Origin of the sequence: Nocardia sp. NPDC059180 (assembly GCF_042754945.1) — a bacterium.
Taxonomy (GTDB): Bacteria; Actinomycetota; Actinomycetes; order Mycobacteriales; family Mycobacteriaceae; genus Nocardia.
The window spans coordinates 149614-166418 of sequence record NZ_JBHZBU010000010.1; the positions used below are offsets into that span (position 1 = coordinate 149614).

General features: G+C 66.8%; 16 protein-coding genes. 4 read left to right on the plus strand and 12 right to left on the minus strand.

From position 1 onward, the window contains the following. Positions 1-93 precede the first annotated feature (93 nt). A complete protein-coding gene (locus ACFXNW_RS26600; RefSeq protein ID WP_379420516.1) occupies positions 94-4047 on the plus strand; it encodes a DNA-directed RNA polymerase subunit beta' in 3954 nt (1317 codons plus the stop codon). Between the two features lie 149 nt (positions 4048-4196). Here the strand turns inward: ACFXNW_RS26600 and ACFXNW_RS26605 are convergent, their stop codons facing one another. The 7 genes from ACFXNW_RS26605 to ACFXNW_RS26635 all read right to left on the minus strand — a co-directional run bounded on the left by ACFXNW_RS26605 (position 4197) and on the right by ACFXNW_RS26635 (position 9885). After that, the gene (locus tag ACFXNW_RS26605; protein WP_379420517.1) at positions 4197-5393 is read right to left on the minus strand and encodes a glycosyltransferase; all 1197 of its coding nucleotides are present in this window, start codon (positions 5391-5393) and stop codon (positions 4197-4199) included. A gap of 176 nt (positions 5394-5569) precedes the next feature. Then, positions 5570-6202 (minus strand): hypothetical protein, encoded by a 633-nt coding sequence (locus tag ACFXNW_RS26610; protein WP_379420518.1) that lies wholly within the window; start codon positions 6200-6202, stop codon positions 5570-5572. A 255-nt stretch (positions 6203-6457) separates the two neighbouring features. Further along, complete coding sequence (locus ACFXNW_RS26615) at positions 6458-7441, minus strand: pirin family protein (RefSeq protein WP_379420519.1); 984 nt, start codon at positions 7439-7441, stop codon at positions 6458-6460. A 57-nt stretch (positions 7442-7498) separates the two neighbouring features. Beyond that, entirely contained in the window at positions 7499-7810 is a 312-nt protein-coding gene (locus tag ACFXNW_RS26620) for a GNAT family N-acetyltransferase (protein ID WP_379420520.1), read from the minus strand. Between the two features lie 122 nt (positions 7811-7932). Next, the gene (locus ACFXNW_RS26625; protein WP_379420521.1) at positions 7933-8949 is read right to left on the minus strand and encodes an aldo/keto reductase; all 1017 of its coding nucleotides are present in this window, start codon (positions 8947-8949) and stop codon (positions 7933-7935) included. Then, entirely contained in the window at positions 8946-9398 is a 453-nt protein-coding gene (locus tag ACFXNW_RS26630) for a MerR family transcriptional regulator (RefSeq protein WP_379420522.1), read from the minus strand. The genes ACFXNW_RS26625 and ACFXNW_RS26630 overlap by 4 nt, the downstream gene beginning before the upstream one ends. A gap of 103 nt (positions 9399-9501) precedes the next feature. Then, positions 9502-9885 (minus strand): VOC family protein, encoded by a 384-nt coding sequence (locus ACFXNW_RS26635; RefSeq protein ID WP_379420523.1) that lies wholly within the window; start codon positions 9883-9885, stop codon positions 9502-9504. 58 nt (positions 9886-9943) lie between these two features. Here ACFXNW_RS26635 and ACFXNW_RS26640 point away from each other — a divergent pair, with 58 nt between their 5' ends. After that, a complete protein-coding gene (locus ACFXNW_RS26640; RefSeq protein ID WP_163825563.1) occupies positions 9944-10147 on the plus strand; it encodes a hypothetical protein in 204 nt (67 codons plus the stop codon). Positions 10148-10181: 34 nt separating this feature from the next. Here the strand turns inward: ACFXNW_RS26640 and ACFXNW_RS26645 are convergent, their stop codons facing one another. Next, on the minus strand, positions 10182-10673 hold the full coding sequence (locus ACFXNW_RS26645) for a SixA phosphatase family protein (protein WP_379420524.1): 492 nt from the start codon (positions 10671-10673) through the stop codon (positions 10182-10184). Positions 10674-10846: 173 nt separating this feature from the next. Here ACFXNW_RS26645 and ACFXNW_RS26650 point away from each other — a divergent pair, with 173 nt between their 5' ends. Continuing rightward, on the plus strand, positions 10847-12517 hold the full coding sequence (locus ACFXNW_RS26650) for an FAD-dependent oxidoreductase (protein ID WP_379420525.1): 1671 nt from the start codon (positions 10847-10849) through the stop codon (positions 12515-12517). Between the two features lie 65 nt (positions 12518-12582). Here ACFXNW_RS26650 and ACFXNW_RS26655 read toward each other — a convergent pair whose 3' ends face one another. The 3 genes from ACFXNW_RS26655 to ACFXNW_RS26665 all read right to left on the minus strand — a co-directional run bounded on the left by ACFXNW_RS26655 (position 12583) and on the right by ACFXNW_RS26665 (position 15006). Next, positions 12583-13356, minus strand: coding sequence for an acyl-[acyl-carrier-protein] thioesterase (locus ACFXNW_RS26655; protein WP_379420526.1), 774 nt, complete (start codon positions 13354-13356; stop codon positions 12583-12585). 181 nt (positions 13357-13537) lie between these two features. Beyond that, complete coding sequence (locus ACFXNW_RS26660; protein ID WP_379420527.1) at positions 13538-14683, minus strand: transglycosylase SLT domain-containing protein; 1146 nt, start codon at positions 14681-14683, stop codon at positions 13538-13540. Next, a complete protein-coding gene (locus tag ACFXNW_RS26665; protein WP_379420528.1) occupies positions 14680-15006 on the minus strand; it encodes a type VII secretion target in 327 nt (108 codons plus the stop codon). The genes ACFXNW_RS26660 and ACFXNW_RS26665 overlap by 4 nt, the downstream gene beginning before the upstream one ends. Before the next feature lie 188 nt (positions 15007-15194). On the opposite strand from ACFXNW_RS26665, the gene ACFXNW_RS26670 reads away from it, so the two are divergent. Beyond that, complete coding sequence (locus ACFXNW_RS26670) at positions 15195-16169, plus strand: NADPH:quinone oxidoreductase family protein (protein WP_379420529.1); 975 nt, start codon at positions 15195-15197, stop codon at positions 16167-16169. Between the two features lie 40 nt (positions 16170-16209). Here ACFXNW_RS26670 and ACFXNW_RS26675 read toward each other — a convergent pair whose 3' ends face one another. Continuing rightward, positions 16210-16728: an Lrp/AsnC family transcriptional regulator gene (locus ACFXNW_RS26675; protein ID WP_379420530.1), complete on the minus strand. Its 519-nt coding sequence runs from the start codon at positions 16726-16728 to the stop codon at positions 16210-16212. Between the last annotated feature and the right edge of the window lie 77 nt (positions 16729-16805).

Consider the following 16805-nt stretch of genomic DNA (forward strand, 5'->3'; position numbering starts at 1 on the left):
CGGATGTCGTCTTCGGACGGCATCCGGCCTCCGCGCTCGACTCACTAGTGAACTTTTGCTCGAATTCGACCCGCACAGGGGAAAGGAAGTTACGTGCTAGACGTCAACTTCTTCGATGAACTCCGGATCGGCCTTGCCACCGCCGAAGACATCCGCCGGTGGTCCTACGGTGAGGTGAAGAAGCCGGAGACCATCAACTACCGCACGCTCAAGCCGGAGAAGGATGGCTTGTTCTGCGAGAAGATCTTCGGTCCCACCCGGGACTGGGAGTGCTACTGCGGTAAGTACAAGCGCGTCCGCTTCAAGGGCATCATCTGTGAGCGCTGTGGCGTCGAGGTCACCCGCGCCAAGGTGCGTCGTGAGCGGATGGGCCACATCGAGCTGGCCGCACCGGTCACCCACATCTGGTATTTCAAGGGCGTGCCCTCGCGCCTTGGCTACCTGCTCGACCTGGCGCCGAAGGATCTGGAAAAGATCATCTACTTCGCCGCCTACGTCATCACCACCGTCGACGAGGAGCTCCGTCACAACGAGCTGTCCACCCTCGAGGCGGAGATGGAGGTCGAGAAGAAGGCCGTCGCCGATCAGCGTGACGCCGATCTCGAAGCCCGCGCCCAGAAGCTCGAGGCCGATATCGCCGAGCTCGAGGCCGAAGGCGCCAAGTCCGACGTCCGCCGCAAGGTCAAGGACGGCGGCGAGCGTGAGATGAAGCAGCTGCGCGACCGCGCCCAGCGTGAGTTGGACCGGCTCGACGAGATCTGGACCACCTTCACCAAGCTGGCCCCCAAGCAGCTCATCGTCGACGAGGTTCTCTACCGCGAGATCACCGACCGCTATGGCGAGTACTTCACCGGCGCGATGGGCGCGGAGTCCATCCAGAAGCTGATGCAGAACTTCGACATCGCGGCCGAGGCCGAGAACCTGCGCGAGACCATCCGCAGCGGTAAGGGTCAGAAGAAGCTGCGTGCGCTCAAGCGACTCAAGGTCGTGGCCGCGTTCCAGGCCAACGGCAACTCGCCCATGGGCATGGTGCTCGACGCCGTTCCGGTGATCCCGCCGGAGCTGCGTCCGATGGTCCAGCTCGACGGTGGCCGTTTCGCCACCTCCGACCTGAACGACCTGTACCGCCGCGTCATCAACCGCAACAACCGACTCAAGCGACTGATCGACCTCGGCGCGCCCGAGATCATCGTCAACAACGAGAAGCGGATGCTGCAGGAGTCGGTCGACGCGCTGTTCGACAACGGCCGTCGCGGACGTCCGGTCACCGGACCGGGCAACCGTCCGCTCAAGTCGCTGTCGGATCTGCTCAAGGGCAAGCAGGGTCGTTTCCGTCAGAACCTGCTCGGTAAGCGTGTCGACTACTCGGGCCGTTCGGTCATCGTCGTCGGCCCGCAGCTCAAGCTGCACCAGTGCGGTCTGCCCAAGCTGATGGCGCTCGAGCTGTTCAAGCCGTTCGTGATGAAGCGTCTGGTCGACCTGAACCACGCGCAGAACATCAAGTCCGCCAAGCGGATGGTGGAGCGGCAGCGGCCGCAGGTGTGGGATGTCCTCGAAGAGGTCATCGCCGAGCACCCCGTGCTGCTCAACCGTGCACCCACCCTGCACCGCCTCGGTATCCAGGCCTTCGAGCCGCAGCTGGTGGAAGGCAAGGCCATCCAGCTGCACCCGCTGGTCTGTGAGGCGTTCAACGCCGACTTCGACGGTGACCAGATGGCCGTGCATCTGCCGCTGAGCGCGGAGGCGCAGGCCGAGGCCCGCATCCTGATGCTGTCCTCGAACAACATCCTGTCGCCGGCCTCGGGTCGTCCGCTGGCCATGCCGCGTCTGGACATGGTGACCGGTCTGTACTACCTGACCCGCCTGCACGAGGGCGCCAAGGGCGAGTACCGGGCCGCCACCAAGGACGCGCCGGAGTACGGCGTGTACTCCTCGCCGGCCGAGGCACAGATGGCGGTCGACCGTGGTGAGCTGACCGTGCGGTCGCTGATCAAGGTGCGCCTGACCGACCAGCGTCCGCAAAAGGACGTCGAGGCCGAGCTGTTCCCCGACGGCTGGCGGCGTGGCGATGCGTGGACCACGCAGACCACGCTGGGCCGGGTGCTGTTCAACGAGCTGCTGCCCGCGGACTACGCGTTCATCAACGAGCAGATGCCGAAGAAGCGGCAGGCGACGATCATCAACGATCTCGCCGAGCGCTACCCGATGATCGTGGTCGCGCAGACCGTCGACAAGCTCAAGGACGCCGGTTTCTACTGGGCCACGCGTTCGGGTGTCACCGTCTCCATGTCGGACGTTCTCGTTCCGCCGGAGAAGGCCGAGATCATGGAGCGCTACGAGGCGCAGTCGGATCAGATCGAGAAGAAGTACCAGCGTGGTGCGCTCGATCACCAGGAGCGCAACAACGCCCTGGTCAAGATCTGGCAGGAGGCGACCGAAGAGGTCGGTAAGGCGCTGCGCGCGCACTACCCGGCCGACAACCCGATCATCACGATCGTCGATTCGGGCGCCACGGGTAACTTCACCCAGACTCGTACCCTCGCCGGTATGAAGGGCCTGGTGACGAACCCGAAGGGTGAGTTCATCCCGCGGCCGATCAAGTCCTCCTTCCGTGAGGGCCTGACCGTTCTCGAGTACTTCATCAACACCCACGGTGCCCGTAAGGGTCTGGCCGACACCGCGCTGCGTACCGCCGACTCGGGTTACCTGACCCGTCGTCTGGTGGACGTGTCGCAGGACGTCATCGTGCGCGAGCACGACTGTGGCACCGAGCGCGGCATCCTGGTGCCGATCGCCGAGAAGCAGCTCGACGGGTCGATCATCCGCGACGCGCATGTGGAGACCTCCACCTACGCCCGTACGCTCGCCGCCGACGCGGTCGACGCCAACGGAAACGTCGTGGTGAACAAGGGCGCCGACCTGGGCGACCCGGCCATCGAGGCGCTGCTCGACGCCGGTATCACCGAGGTCAAGGTCCGCTCCGTGCTGACCTGCACCACCGGCACCGGCGTGTGTGCGACCTGCTACGGCCGCTCCATGGCGACCGGCAAGCTGGTCGACATCGGTGAGGCCGTCGGTATCGTCGCCGCGCAGTCCATCGGTGAGCCCGGTACCCAGCTGACCATGCGTACCTTCCACCAGGGTGGTGTCGCAGGCGATGACATCACCGGTGGTCTGCCGCGTGTTCAGGAGCTGTTCGAGGCCCGCGTGCCCAAGGGCAAGGCTCCGATCGCCGAGGTCTCGGGTCGCGTGCGGCTCGAGGACGACGACCGCTTCTACAAGATCACCATCATCCCCGATGACGGTGGCGAGGATGTCGTCTACGACAAGCTCTCGAAGCGTCAGCGTCTGCGCGTGTTCAAACACGACGACGGCACCGAGCGCCTGCTCTCCGACGGTGACCATGTCGAGGTCGGCCAGCAGCTGCTGGAAGGCGCGGCGGATCCGCACGAGGTGCTGCGCGTGATGGGCCCCCGTCAGGTGCAGATCCACCTGGTCCACGAGGTCCAGGAGGTCTACCGCTCGCAGGGTGTGTCGATCCACGACAAGCACATCGAGACCATCGTGCGTCAGATGCTGCGTCGCGTGACGATCATCGACTCCGGTGCCACCGAGTTCCTGCCCGGTTCGCTCACCGAGCGTGCCGAGTTCGAGGCGGCCAACCGTCGCGTCGTGTCCGAGGGTGGCGAGCCCGCGGCCGGACGCCCGGTGCTGATGGGTATCACCAAGGCGTCGCTTGCCACCGATTCGTGGCTGTCGGCGGCGTCGTTCCAGGAGACCACTCGAGTCCTGACGGATGCGGCGATCAACTGCCGCTCCGACAAGCTCATCGGCCTCAAGGAGAACGTGATCATCGGTAAGCTGATCCCCGCCGGTACCGGCATCAACCGTTACCGCAATATCCAGGTTCAGCCGACCGAAGAGGCCCGTGCCGCGGCGTACGCGGTGCCGTCCTACGACGACACCTACTACAGCCCGGAGGGCTTCGGCACCACCACCGGTGCCGCGGTCCCGCTGGACGACTACGGTTTCAGCGACTACCGGTAATCGGTAGGTAGCAACAACATTCGGCCCCGCTCCGGTTTCGGAGCGGGGCCGAATGCATGTGTTGGGAAGAACGGATGCCATCTCCGGGTGCGGGCATGCCGGCACGGTAGGGGCGTGCCGCCGCCGGAGCGGGCAGGCGGCCGGCTTCGCTAGCTGATCGCGTCGGTCAGTAACTTTGCTGCCAGTGCTGCGCCGTCGGTGCGGACCATGCCGGCTATTGCTTTCGCGCGGTCTCGGGTGGTCGAGCTCAGTGCTGTGTCGAGGGCTGCGGATAACGATGCCAGGTCGGGGGCGGGGCTTTCGCACGCCGTACCGACGCCGAGATCGGTGACTCGGTGAGCCCAATACGGCTGGTCCATCATCTGGGGGACCACCACTTGCGGGACGCCGGCTCGGGCGGCGGTCGTTGTCGTGCCCGCGCCGCCGTGGTGCATGACGGCGGCCACACGGGTGAACAGCGCCTGATGGTTGACTTCGCCGACGGCCATGCAGTCGGAGAGATCGTCGACCAGGGCCAACTCGGCCCAGCCACGAGACAGGAGCACACGGCGGTTGTGCGCGCGGGCTGCTTCGATTCCGACCTGGGCGATGCCGTTGGGCACCCGCATGCTGCCGAAACCGATATATACCGGGGGTGTACCCGCATCCAGGAACGACTCCAACTCGGCAGGAAGGGGGCGTTCGTCGGGAACGATCCAGGCACCGGTCTGCACGACGTCCAGACCGGGTGAATCGGGCCATGGTCCCAGGATCGGGTCCGCAGCCAACCACGGGCGGTCGGTGACGACATGGTCGCGCACATTGGCTACCGGTGGCAGCCCGAGCGTCGCCCGGCCGGAATTCAGCGCCGCGCCGAACTGTGCATTCCACCCCAGGGCATCGATCTCCCATTGCAGTCGGTTGCCGATCGCCGCCGGCGCGGGCTGATCGCCCGGCATCCGCGGCATCGGCGGATGATGCGGTGAGGGCAGACTGGTCGGCTGGTAGCTCGCGTACCGGTAGTGGATTCCCAGTCCCTCAGCAGCCGACCGGGCGGCGATCTCGGTAATACCGGTCGCAATTATGGCATCGCATCCCGCGGCTGCCGCGGGGATCGTGTCGAATTGAGCTGCGGGCCAACGGTCCGCGTAGTCCAGCAGATCCGCCGGCGAGGCCCTAGCGCCGCGCAGAGCAGGAATCGGCGGCCCCATCGGCACCAACGGTACAGCCAGTTCGGCGCAGCGCCCTGCGAAGTCCGGTGGCGCGCACACCCGCACCTGTGCCCCGAACTCGCGCAACGCCAGCGAGAGCCCCAAGGCCGGCTCGATATCGCCGCGTGTCCCGCTCGCTGACAACAGCACCCGCACGCCGCCACTCCCTGCTCACGTATTCGACGAGCACCATAATCGGCGCTGGAAAGTCCCGCGAACAATGTGTTCCCGCCGATGACGATGGCTTCAGCGCGGTGCACGGGCGGCGGTGGGACACCGGATTCCGGTCAGAAGACGCCGAATCTGTCATTGCCTCCGGGAGGCGCCGGGCATCAGGGGGTGCGGCTCAAGTATGCAACTGCGGCATCGATAGCGGGCTGTCCACCGGAATGTGCGAGACCCGCGAAAGCGCCTATCGCGGCGCCTACAACGGTGCCGACGGGGACGGTGATGAAGTCGAGCACGAACAGCCCGAGCGGCAAGCCGAGGATGAAACCGATGGCGCCGCCGATGACCGCGCCTGTGATGATGGCGGGCTTATGGCGCTCGACTTCGGCGAAGAACCGTTCCTCGGCATTGATGTCGCGCAGCGGGGCCTGTGCGGACTCGGATTTTGCAGGCGTGAGCGTGAGGGTGGTGCCGTCGGCTTCGATGAGCGGGGTGAGGTCGACCTGCTTGTCGCCGAGGCGGATCGCCATCGGGAACGCGGCGACGACCTCGCCGGTGCGGTCGGTGAGGGTGACTACGCGGTCGTTCTCGACCAGTTCGAATCGTCCGTTTTCGATGGTGGTCACGGCCGCGCGCCGGTCCTGGTCGGCGTTGACGCGGTAGTCGATCTGCTGCACGGATCCGGACAGGTCGAGCTTCGGCTCGTCGGGGGCGGGTGCTGCCGGTGCGAGCCCGGCGGTGATGCCGGTGGCGACCAGTGCGAGCAGTGCCGTCGCGGTGATCCTCGTGAGCCTCATCGTGTCCTTTGTGCTGGCGCCATCGGCGAAATGTCCGGTTCGGGTTGCGAAGACCATACCGGTCCTGCGCCGTTCGCAGAAACCAAATGTGGTGGTACGGCATGGTTTCGTGGTGCCTCACAACCCCACCCGGCATGGAATACGGCCTCAACGACAGCTACCGGGGCCCTCGATGCCCTTCCGGCCGAATCAGCCTGATCGAGAGCACTTCCCAGGCGGCCCGGGTCGTGACGGCGGTACCGGGTCGCCTGTTGTTCAGTGCCCGCCGAAACGGCGCTTGCGTGGTTTCAGCCGCAGACCCGGCAGTGGTGGCGCCGGAATCCGTTGCTGCGGTGGATGCCCTGCGATATCGGCGAACCGCTCGACATCGCGGTTCTCCCAATCCTCGCGGGCCGCGGTGATCTCGTCGTGGCTGCGGGCGACGAAGTTCCACCACATGACCAGATCCTCGTCGAACGGTTCGCCACCGATCAACGCGAAGTGCGCGCCCGGGCCGCTCCTGATGGTCAGCTCGTCGCGTTCGGTGCCGAGGTAGAGCAGCGGGCCCGGGCTCAGATCCGCACCGGCGACCGATATTGCACCCTCTAGTACCAGGACCGCGTATTCGAAGGCCGGGTCGACCGGCAGCACCACTTCGGTACCCGGATCGATGTGCACGTCGGCGCCTACCAGCGGCGTGTAGGTGACCGCCGGGGACGTGACGCCCGCGAATGTGCCGAGCAAGACGATCGCGCGCAGACCCGAGTCCTCGTATACCGGCAGCTCGCGGTGCTGTTCGAAATGTGGATCGATCCCGGTGGCGCTGCTCGGCAACGCGACCCACAACTGCAATCCGTGACCGGCCGGTGCGCCGGCGACCCCGTACTCCGAATGCGCGATGCCGCGTCCGGATGTCATCAGGTTCAGCTGTCCGGGTTCGATCTCGACATCGGAGCCGACGGAATCGCGATGCCGGATCTTGCCCTCGAACGGCCAGGTCACCGTCTGCAAACCGATATGCGGATGCGGATCGATATCGGGTGGCGCACCGGTCTTGGTGACGGTGGGCGAGCCGAAATGGTCGAGGAAGCACCAGGCGCCGACCGTCGGCAGATCCCGCTGCGGCAGGACCCGCTCGACGAAGACGCCGCGCACCCCACCGAGTGGAACCTCACGCGCCGGATACGACTCGGTGACCGGACCCGGTCCCGGCGACGGTTCGCACAGCGCCTCCGCCGGATGCGGATCCAGGTCACTCATGACTCCACCTCGCTAACGCTCGGCTCCGTGACTCCACCTCGCTAACGCTCGGCTCGCTCACCGAGTAATGCCCTTGCCGACAACGTGCTCGTCGTATTCGGAATGCTTGTCGAGGTAGGCCTTGATGAACGGGCACTCCGCCCGGATCACCTGGCCGCGGGCGATGACGTCCTCGACCGCCTTGCGGGCCAGTACGGTGCCGAGGCCCTTGCCGCCGAAGGCCTTGTCGATCTCGGTGTGGATGAACACCGTCTCGTCGTCGCGTTCCTCGTACTCGGTGAACCCGGCGAGTTCGTCGCCGTACCAGATTTCGTAGCGGTCCTTGCCCTCGTTGTGGACAACCTTGGTCGCCACCGTCGATTCGGTCATGGTCCGTCTCTCCTCTCACACCGATGAGTTCGAGCAGCCTGCGATCGGGCCGGTCCCGCGTACCGCACCGGCGAGGATGCGGTACGCGGTCGGCTCCACTCTCGGATGCTAGTCCGAGCAGCTCATTCGCGGCCCGCGGAGGTGAACGACATATCCGCGTAGCGTGGCCCGGCGACCTGACCGGCGATGGGCTCCAAGGCCTCGAGTTCCTCGGTCGACAGCGTGACCGCGGCCGCGCCCACGTTCTCCGCGAGCCGTGTGCGCTTGCGGGTGCCGGGGATCGGCACCACCGGAAGGCCGTGCACGGCCGACCGGGCATGCACCCACGCCAGCGCCACCTGCGCAGGTGTCAGCCCGCGTGCCTCGGCGATCGCGCGCACCGGAGCGAGTAGTTCGGCGTTGTGCGCGGCATTGTCCCCGCTGAAACGGGGCATCCTGGTGCGGAAGTCGCCGTCGCCCAGCTCGTTCGCGGCGCTGAACGAACCGGTGAGGAAGCCACGGCCGAGCGGGGAGTACGGCACGAACGCCACACCGAGCTCGGCGGCCGCGGGCACGGCGGTCTTCTCCACATCACGGGAGAACAGCGACCATTCCGACTGCACCGCGGCGATGGGATGCACGGCGTGCGCGGCACGCAGTTCGTCGCCGGTCACCTCGGACAGGCCCAACGCGCGCACCTTGCCTTCCCGCACCAACTCGGCCATGGTGCCGACGGCGTCCTCGATCGGCACCTCGGGGTCGCGCCGGTGCATGTAGTACAGGTCGATGGTGTCGATTCCCAGCCTGCGCAGGCTGGCCTCGACCGCGTCGCGAATGTAGCCGGGGGAGTTGTCGAACCCGCGGTAGACCGGGTCGTCGGCCTTGCGGAGCATGCCGAACTTGGTGGCAAGGACCACCTGCTCCCGGTTGGCTCGGACGAAGTCGCTGAGGAACTCCTCGTTATGGCCCGACCCGTAGATGTCGGCGGTATCGAACAGCGTGATGCCGAGTTCCAGCGCTCGATCCAACGTGGCGCGGGCTTCCGCGAGATCGGTGCTGCCGTAGAACTCGCTCATCCCCATGCAGCCGAGGCCCTGGGTGCCCACGCGGATACCGTCCGCGCCGAGAGTAGTGGTGGCCAATCTGTCCGTGCTCGTCATGACGATGTCCCTTCGCAGTGGATAGACCTGATCGGACGGACCGTCGTCGACTTGCCCTCGTAGAGCTCGATTTTGTAGTCGAGCACGGCGACCGTCCGTTGCAGTTCGGCGATTTTGGCCAGCGAGTCCTCGCGGGTAGCCCGGAACATCTCCAGACGCTGGGGAACCGTGTCATCCCCGGCACGCACGAGTTCCGCGTACCGAACCATGTCCGCCACCGACATACCCGTGGTGCGCAGGCGGCCGATCAATTCGAGCCAGTCCAGATCGCGGTCACTGAACCGGCGCTTGCCGGTGTGATCGCGGCCGATGTAATCCATCAGCCCGATCCGCTCGTACCAGCGCAGCGTGTCCCGGCTCAGCCCACACCGATCGGCGACCTCGCCGATCGAGTAGCGCGGCCGCTCCCTCTCCGTGCTGTCTACATCCTGACGTGCGGTTTCGATCATCTGATGGCCCCTCTCGCCGAACGCCGACGACGTTAGTCACCTGGAGTGCACTCCAAGCAAACACGAATCGAGAGGGGCGCGACCACCGCGCGGCCGGAACCGGTCAGCTGGGCGAGCCTGCCGCGTAATCCGGCAGCTCCTGCACGGCCCACTTGTTGCCGTCGGGATCGGCGAAGAAGGTGAACAGACCCCAGCCGAGGTCCTTCACCGGCGCCGCTTCTACACCGGCGGCAGTCAGCTGCTGATAGGCCTGCTCGGCGCTGGCGACCACTATCTGCATGCCCTCGACACTGCCTGGCGCCGCCTCGGTGATGCCGCGGCCGATACAGATCGAGCATCCGGAGCCCGGCGGCGTGAGCTGCACGAAACGGATGTCCTCGGTGGGGGAGTGGTCGTGATCGGCATTGAAACCGATCTTGGTGTAGAAATCCTTGGCACGGTCGACATCTGTCACCGGGATGGCCACGAGTTCGATTTTCCAATCCATGTGACGAGCATCGCACCGACCACCGACACGTTCGCCGGTTCCGGCCTACCCTGGAGCCATGCCAGGTAAGGAAATCGACCGCGTCCGGGCCCGTTCGGCCTGGGCCACGGTCCGGGAAAGCCCGGTGATCACCGCCATCGCCGTCGCGCCGTTCGCGCTGGCGCTCGGGGTCGTGTGGTGGTTGTTCGGCGGAATCGCAGCCTTGGTACTGCTGGTGGTGCTGGGCGGCGTCGCCGTGTACGGCGGCAAACTGCTGCGCTGAGACCGGCCGGGCCCGGCAAGGGGCCTCTACGTCGTCATCGCGCCACGTGGAAGCTCACCAGATCGCCGGTCCCCGGATCGACCTCCGTCCACGGCCGGTCGAAACGCAGCACCGCGAGCGCCGACGTGGGGAACTTGCGACTCAGCTCGATCGCGGGTGTCGAGTCGCGATTGCCTGCCAGCTCCCACGCGGTCCACGGCATCCCGGGCGCGTGCCCGATCACGAGGAGGGTGGCCACGTCGTCGTCGCTGAGCTGGACCAGTTCGATCAGGGTCTGCGGCGAGGCCTCGTAGATGCCGCGTTCGTAGACCACCGGGGCGGTCACGCCGGTGGCGGCGAGGGTTTCGCGAGTACGGGTCGCTGTCGAACAGCGCACCGCGTCGATCGGCGGCTGGGTCTCGCGCAACCACTGTCCGGCCAGGCCCGCCTCGCGCAATCCACGCGGTGCGAGCGGGCGTTCGTGGTCGTCGACGCCGTCCGGATAGGCCGATTTACCGTGCCGCATGAGGATCAGAGTCCGCACCATGGCACCACCGTAAGCCCTCCGGTGCGGAGACTCTGGCCACACTCGAGGCAAACTGAAAGAGGCGTCACACAACGGCGGCCCACCGGTCACTCCGTGATCCCCACCATGACGCCGCACCACCCGCAACCCGGGGTGGTCATAGCCCACGCACAGTTTTCGAGGATCTGCACAATATGGCCTACGTAATCACGCAGCGTTGTTGCAATGACGCCAGCTGCGTTTCCGAGTGCCCGGTCGACTGCATCCGACCCACCCCGGACCAGCCGGAGTTCGCGACGACCGAGATGCTCTACATCGACCCCGACACCTGTATCGACTGCGGAGCCTGTGTCGACGCGTGCCCGGTGGAGGCCATCTTCCCCGAAGACGACCTGACCGCATCGCTGGCCCGGTTCCGCGACGTCAACGCCGCCTACTTCCAGCGTCATCCGCTGGAGTCGAACTTCGACCCGATCGCCGCGCCGACGAGACCACCGAAGGATCTCGGCACACTACGCGTCGCCATCGTCGGTGCCGGGCCCGCCGCCTGCTACGCCGCCGATGAGCTGTTGCGCCGCTCCGACGTCGAGGTGGAGATCTTCGATCGGCTGCCGACACCGTGGGGTCTGGTGCGCGCAGGCGTCGCCCCGGACCACCCGGGCACCAAGGGTGTGTCGAGCATGTTCGAATCGGCGTTCCGCCGGGACACGCTGCAGTTCTACCTCAACGTCGAGGTCGGCAACCACATCACCCATGACGAGCTGCTCGAGCACCATCACGCCGTGCTCTACGCCGTCGGCGCCGCGTCCGACCGGCATATGGGCGTCCCCGGCGAGGACCTGCCCGGCAGCCATTCCGCGACCGAGTTCGTCGCCTGGTACAACGGGCATCCCGACTACGCCGACCGGGAATTCGACCTGTCGGGTGAGCGGGCGGTCATCGTCGGTAACGGCAACGTCGCCCTCGACGTCGCCAGGGTGCTGACCGTCGATCCCGACGAGCTCGCCAAGACCGATATCGCCGACCACGCGCTGGACGCGCTGCGCCGCAGCAATATCCGCGAGGTCGTCGTGCTCGGCAGGCGTGGCCCGCTGCAGGCGGCTTACTCCTCGCCGGAGTTCATGGCGCTGGCGCATCTGAAGGGCGTCGACATCGTCGTCGACCCGGCCGATCTGGAACTCGATCCGGGCAGCCAGGCGGTGCTCGACGATCCGGACGTGGAGCCCTCGCTCGCGCTCAAATACACCCTGGCGCAGGAATTCGCGGACGCGCCGCGTGATCCGGCGAACAAGCGGATCGTGTTCCGCTACCTGGCCTCGCCCACCGGGCTCACCGGTACCGACCGGGTGGAATCGCTGGAATACGTGCACAACGAATTGCTCAGCGAGGGTGAGCAGTTGATCGCCCGCGCCACCGACCGCACCGGCGGCCTGCCCGCGTCGCTGGTGCTGCGTTCGATCGGCTACCGCGGTGAACCCGTCACGGGTCTTCCGTTCGACGAACGGCGGGCCGTGGTCCCCAATGAGCACGGGCGGGTCATCGGCGAAGACGGCACACCGGTGCCGGGCGTGTACGTGAGCGGCTGGATCAAGCGCGGACCGCGCGGGGTGATCGGCTCCAACCGGGTCGACTCGGAGGAGACGGTCGAGGGCCTGATCGCCGACTTCATCGCGGGCAAGCTGGGCGCACCGCGCGCCGACCGGGCCGCGTTGCGGGCGCTGATTCAGCAGCGGCAGCCCGATCTGGTCGACCGCGACGGCTGGCGTGCCATCGACCAGGCCGAACGCACCGCCGGCAAGTCCGCGGGTCGTCCGCGGGTCAAGTTCACCACCCGTCCCGACCTGCTCAAGGCTGCCAACGGCTGAGACGCACCGAGTGGCACCCGGCCGCGGCGCACGCCGAGAGGCGGCCACGGCCAGGTGTCACTCGATCAGCTGGGCAGCGGCATGACGCGGACGATGGTCGTGGTGGTGCCGCCGACGACGAACCACAGCCGCAGCGTCGGGGAGCCGGCACCGTCGCCCGGCTCGTAGCGGCTGCGGACCGTGATGTGCTCGCGGGCCAGCACCGGAGCCACGTATTCGATGACGGCCCGGTGCGGACCGGCGACGAGCTTCGGGTAGTCGACCAGATACTGCTCGACCGCCTGCCAGTAGCAGGCATTGTTGACGTGGTTGTACTGGTCGATATCGGTGGCGCGGACCGGGAACGGCAGGTCGGTGTCCGATTCCGCCGGGGTGGCGTCGGTGAGCCACGGCCGCCAGCGCAACCGATGCTCCTGCGCGGTCTGGGCCAGGTAGGACAGGCCCTCGTCGCTGATGCGGGCCGGGCGGTTGTTCGACTCGCTGATATTGATCCAGAAGCCCTCGGTCTCGATCAGGCCGCCGTTGTCGCTGGTGATCCGCACCCGCATATTCGTCCAGCGGGTCGACATGGCCGAACACCAGCGCACCAGCCGGACCTGGTCCGGCCACATGATGGGCTTGATGACGTCGATGACGGTGCGCCGGACGATCCAGTTCGGATCGGTTCGCTCCAATAGTGTCTGCTGCAGCTGCTCCCAGGCGATGTCCTGCAGGTAGCGGGCGACGCCGTCGAATCGCAGCCGGTTGTACGGATCCACATCGCCGGCTCGTACGGGCCAAGCCGAAGCAAAGCCCATGTCCTCCTGTGGAAGCGGGGCGAGTGGCTGATCGAGTGACACTTGTGCTCCTCGCGCTGCACGGTGTGCCGCGTTCTCATGCGGTGCTTCTTGTGAGACGACTTTACGGGGCGTGCGTCACACTCTCGCGGCGAGCCGCCAGGTCGGGGCCCATCGGGCGCCGCCGCACCGGCAATTCCATCAGTCGCGTAGCTTCTTTCCACTCCGCACTCCGGCGCCGCGATCAGTAGCCGACGTAGCTCTGGTTCTGTCCCATCGCCACGATGCCCGGAACATTGCTCAACGACCCGTATCGTTCGATCGCGTACCGGGATCCGGCGATGATGTTGTCGACCGGATTCCAGATGTCGTCGTGACCCGCCAGCTTGTAGGAGTTGAAGGTCGGGTCGATGGTCTGCATCAGGCCCTTCGATGGGATACCCGCGGCGGCGTTGCTGTCCCACAAGTTGATCGCGTTCGGATTACCGCCGGACTCCTTCTCGATGATCGCGGCGATGATCGCGGCATCGGAATCGGAAATGTCGTAACCGTTTTCGCGCAGCGTCTGAATGGCTTCCTGGATCCATTGTGCCTTCTCGCCCGTCGGCATCTCGGTCGGCGCGCCACCGGACTGGAGTGCGGCTTCCGACCAGCTGCCGTCGCCTCCCGACGAGCTCGAGCCGCCGCCCGACGAGCTCGAACCGCCCGACCCCGACATCAGCGGGCTGGTATTGCCGGTTGTGCTCGGCTTGTCGCTCTTCGGTGCCGGAGTCGAGGCGGGGGTGGTGGCCGGGGCCGCAGGCGCGGGGACGTTGAGGGTGGGGTCACCGAGACCGGCGAAGGCCTGGTCGAGCTTGTTCGCGGCATTGTCGACCTGGACGCGGGCGCGTTCGGCGGCGTCGGCGGCGGCCTTCAGAGCATTGGCGATATGCCACTGATGCACGGCGGCCAGATACATCTCGGCCAGGCATTCACCCTCGACGTTGGCCTTGCCCTCGGCGTGCTTGCGCAGGTAGTCCATGCGAGCCTGGGCGCTGACGGTGCCGTTGGCGGCGACCTGGAAGCCGGGCATCTCGCCGCCCGGCGTCTGGGCGCCGTCGCGCAGTTGCAGGACCTTGCTCTTGGTCTCGGTGAGGTTGCCGACCTCGACGTTCAGCGCGGTCTGCAGCTCCAGTAGCGCCTTGCTGACCGCGCCCGCGCGGGTCTTCTCGGTGTCCATCCTGGTCTTGGCGGCGGTACCGGCCGGACCGGTCCACTCCAGGGTCTCGGTGTTGGTGCGGCCGGAGGCGGTGAGGCCGTCGAGGCGGGTGGCGATATTGGCTGCGTTGGTGGCGGCGGTGGCGAGCTGGTCGGGCTTCCACTGTTCGACGTCGGGGATGGTCAGTGTCACTGCGGTAGCCCGATCGTCTTCAGCTTCTGCTCGAAGTCGGCTTCGGTGAGTTCATAGGCGCCCGCGGTATTGCGCAGGCTGTCGGCGACGGTGGTGAGCCGGTCGCTGATGCGCTGCAGGCATTGACCGGTGGCGTCGCAGGCATGCTGGGCGGCGGTACCGAAGGCTGTGCCGGGTAGCGCGGTGACCGCACCGCTGATATTCGCGTCTTCCGCTGTGCCGAGGCCGGTCACGTTCTGTGCCTCGCCGCCCAGTTGCTGTGCGAAACCGCGCAGCACCTCCGGATCGACGCGGACGGTCTTCGTGTCTTCGTTACCGCTCACGGATGTCCCCCTTCCCTCCCGATACGACTGGGCCGAGCTTAACAAAGGTGTTGGCGCTGAACAGGGGCTCTCGGCAACGGATCGGGCGCTGCGCGGACGGCGGGTGAGCGCTGCGGCCCGGTGCCTATTAGGTTGGGATTCGGCGTCGCCGACGGCGACGGCGCCGGAGAGACGGAAGAGGTCGGCACATGCGCGCAGCCCAGGTCAGCAAGCTGGAAGGACCCGAATCGATCGAGGTCGTCGACATCGCGGAACCCACGCCGTACGCCGGTGGTGTGGTCATCGATGTGCACGCCGCGGGGGTCGCGTTTCCCGATGTACTGATGACGCGCGGGCTGTATCAGATGAAGCCGCAGCTGCCGTTCGTCGTCGGTGGCGAGGTCGCCGGTGTAGTGCGGGAAGCGCCCGAGGGCGCCCATGTGCGCCCCGGTGACCGGGTCGTCGCGCTGACGCTGCTCGGCAATGCCATGGCCGAGGTGGCTCTCGCGCCTGCCGAGATGGTGTTCCGCCTACCCGACAACGTGTCGCTGGAAGCGGGCGCGGGAATCCTGTTCAACGATCTGACCGTCCACTTCTGCCTGCGCAACCGCGGCAGGCTGGCGGCTGGGGAGACGGTGCTGGTGCACGGTGCCGCGGGCGGTATCGGCACGTCGACACTGCGGATGGCGGCCGCGCTCGGAGCCGGGCGCACCATCGCGGTCGTAAGCACCGAGGAGAAGGCCGAGGTCGCGAGGGCCAATGGCGCCACCGATGTGGTGCTCGCCGATGGCTGGCTGGCCGCGGTGAAGGAGCTGACGGGCGGTCGCGGGGTGGATATCGTGCTCGACCCGGTCGGCGGCGACCGCTTCACCGACAGCGTCCGTTCACTCGCCTCGGCGGGCAGGCTGCTGGTCGTCGGCTTCACCGCGGGTGAAATCCCCACGGTGAAGGTGAACCGACTGTTGCTCAAGAACGTCGAGGTGATCGGCGCGGCCTGGGGTGAATGGGTCATGACGCATCCGGGCTACCTTGCCGAACAGTGGGCCGAGGTGGAGCCGCTGCTCGCCTCGGGCGCGATCACCGCGCCGCAGCCGGTGCTGTTCCCGCTCGAGCGGGCCGCCGACGCCGTCGCATCGCTGGATAATCGCACCGCGACCGGCAAGGTCGTCGTCACCCTGCGCTGAACGACCATGGCGCCTGCGGGCATGAGTCCGACGGCTCGCGCTACCGACCTTCGCGGTAGGCAGGCGCCTTACTGGTCCCGGTCGGGGTGAGAGTGCGCAGCAGTGGCAGGGTGCGCCGCTCGACCACCGTCGACAGCACGATCACACTGTGCGAACGAACCACCGGACTCGTGCGGTCGATACTCAGCAGCACCTCCTGGAGTCCGGTATGCGAATCCGCGCCGATCCGGCACAGCACATCGCCGGATCCGGTCGTCGCATACGCCTCTAGAACACCCGGTATCGCGTCCAGTTCGGCAGCGACGGCGTCGAGCGCCCCCTGGGCGATCTCCAGGGTGACGAAGGCCTGCACCTCGAAACCCGCGGCGGTCACGTCGATCTGCGGGTCGTAGGAGGAGATCACCCCTGATTCCTCCAGCCGCGCGATGCGCGACTGCACGGTGGCGCGCGCAACCCGGGTGCGCCGCGACAGCTCCAGAATTCCCGCTTTCTGGTACTCGTGCATCGCGGTGAGGATCGCGAGATCGAGATCGTCGAGTTTCGCCGGTGTGCGCGACATGGCGGCCTCCGTTCGGGACAGCGCGTGATTCCCCAATGCTAGTCAATCTGCTCAGCATCGGTGGCCAGTTACTAGGC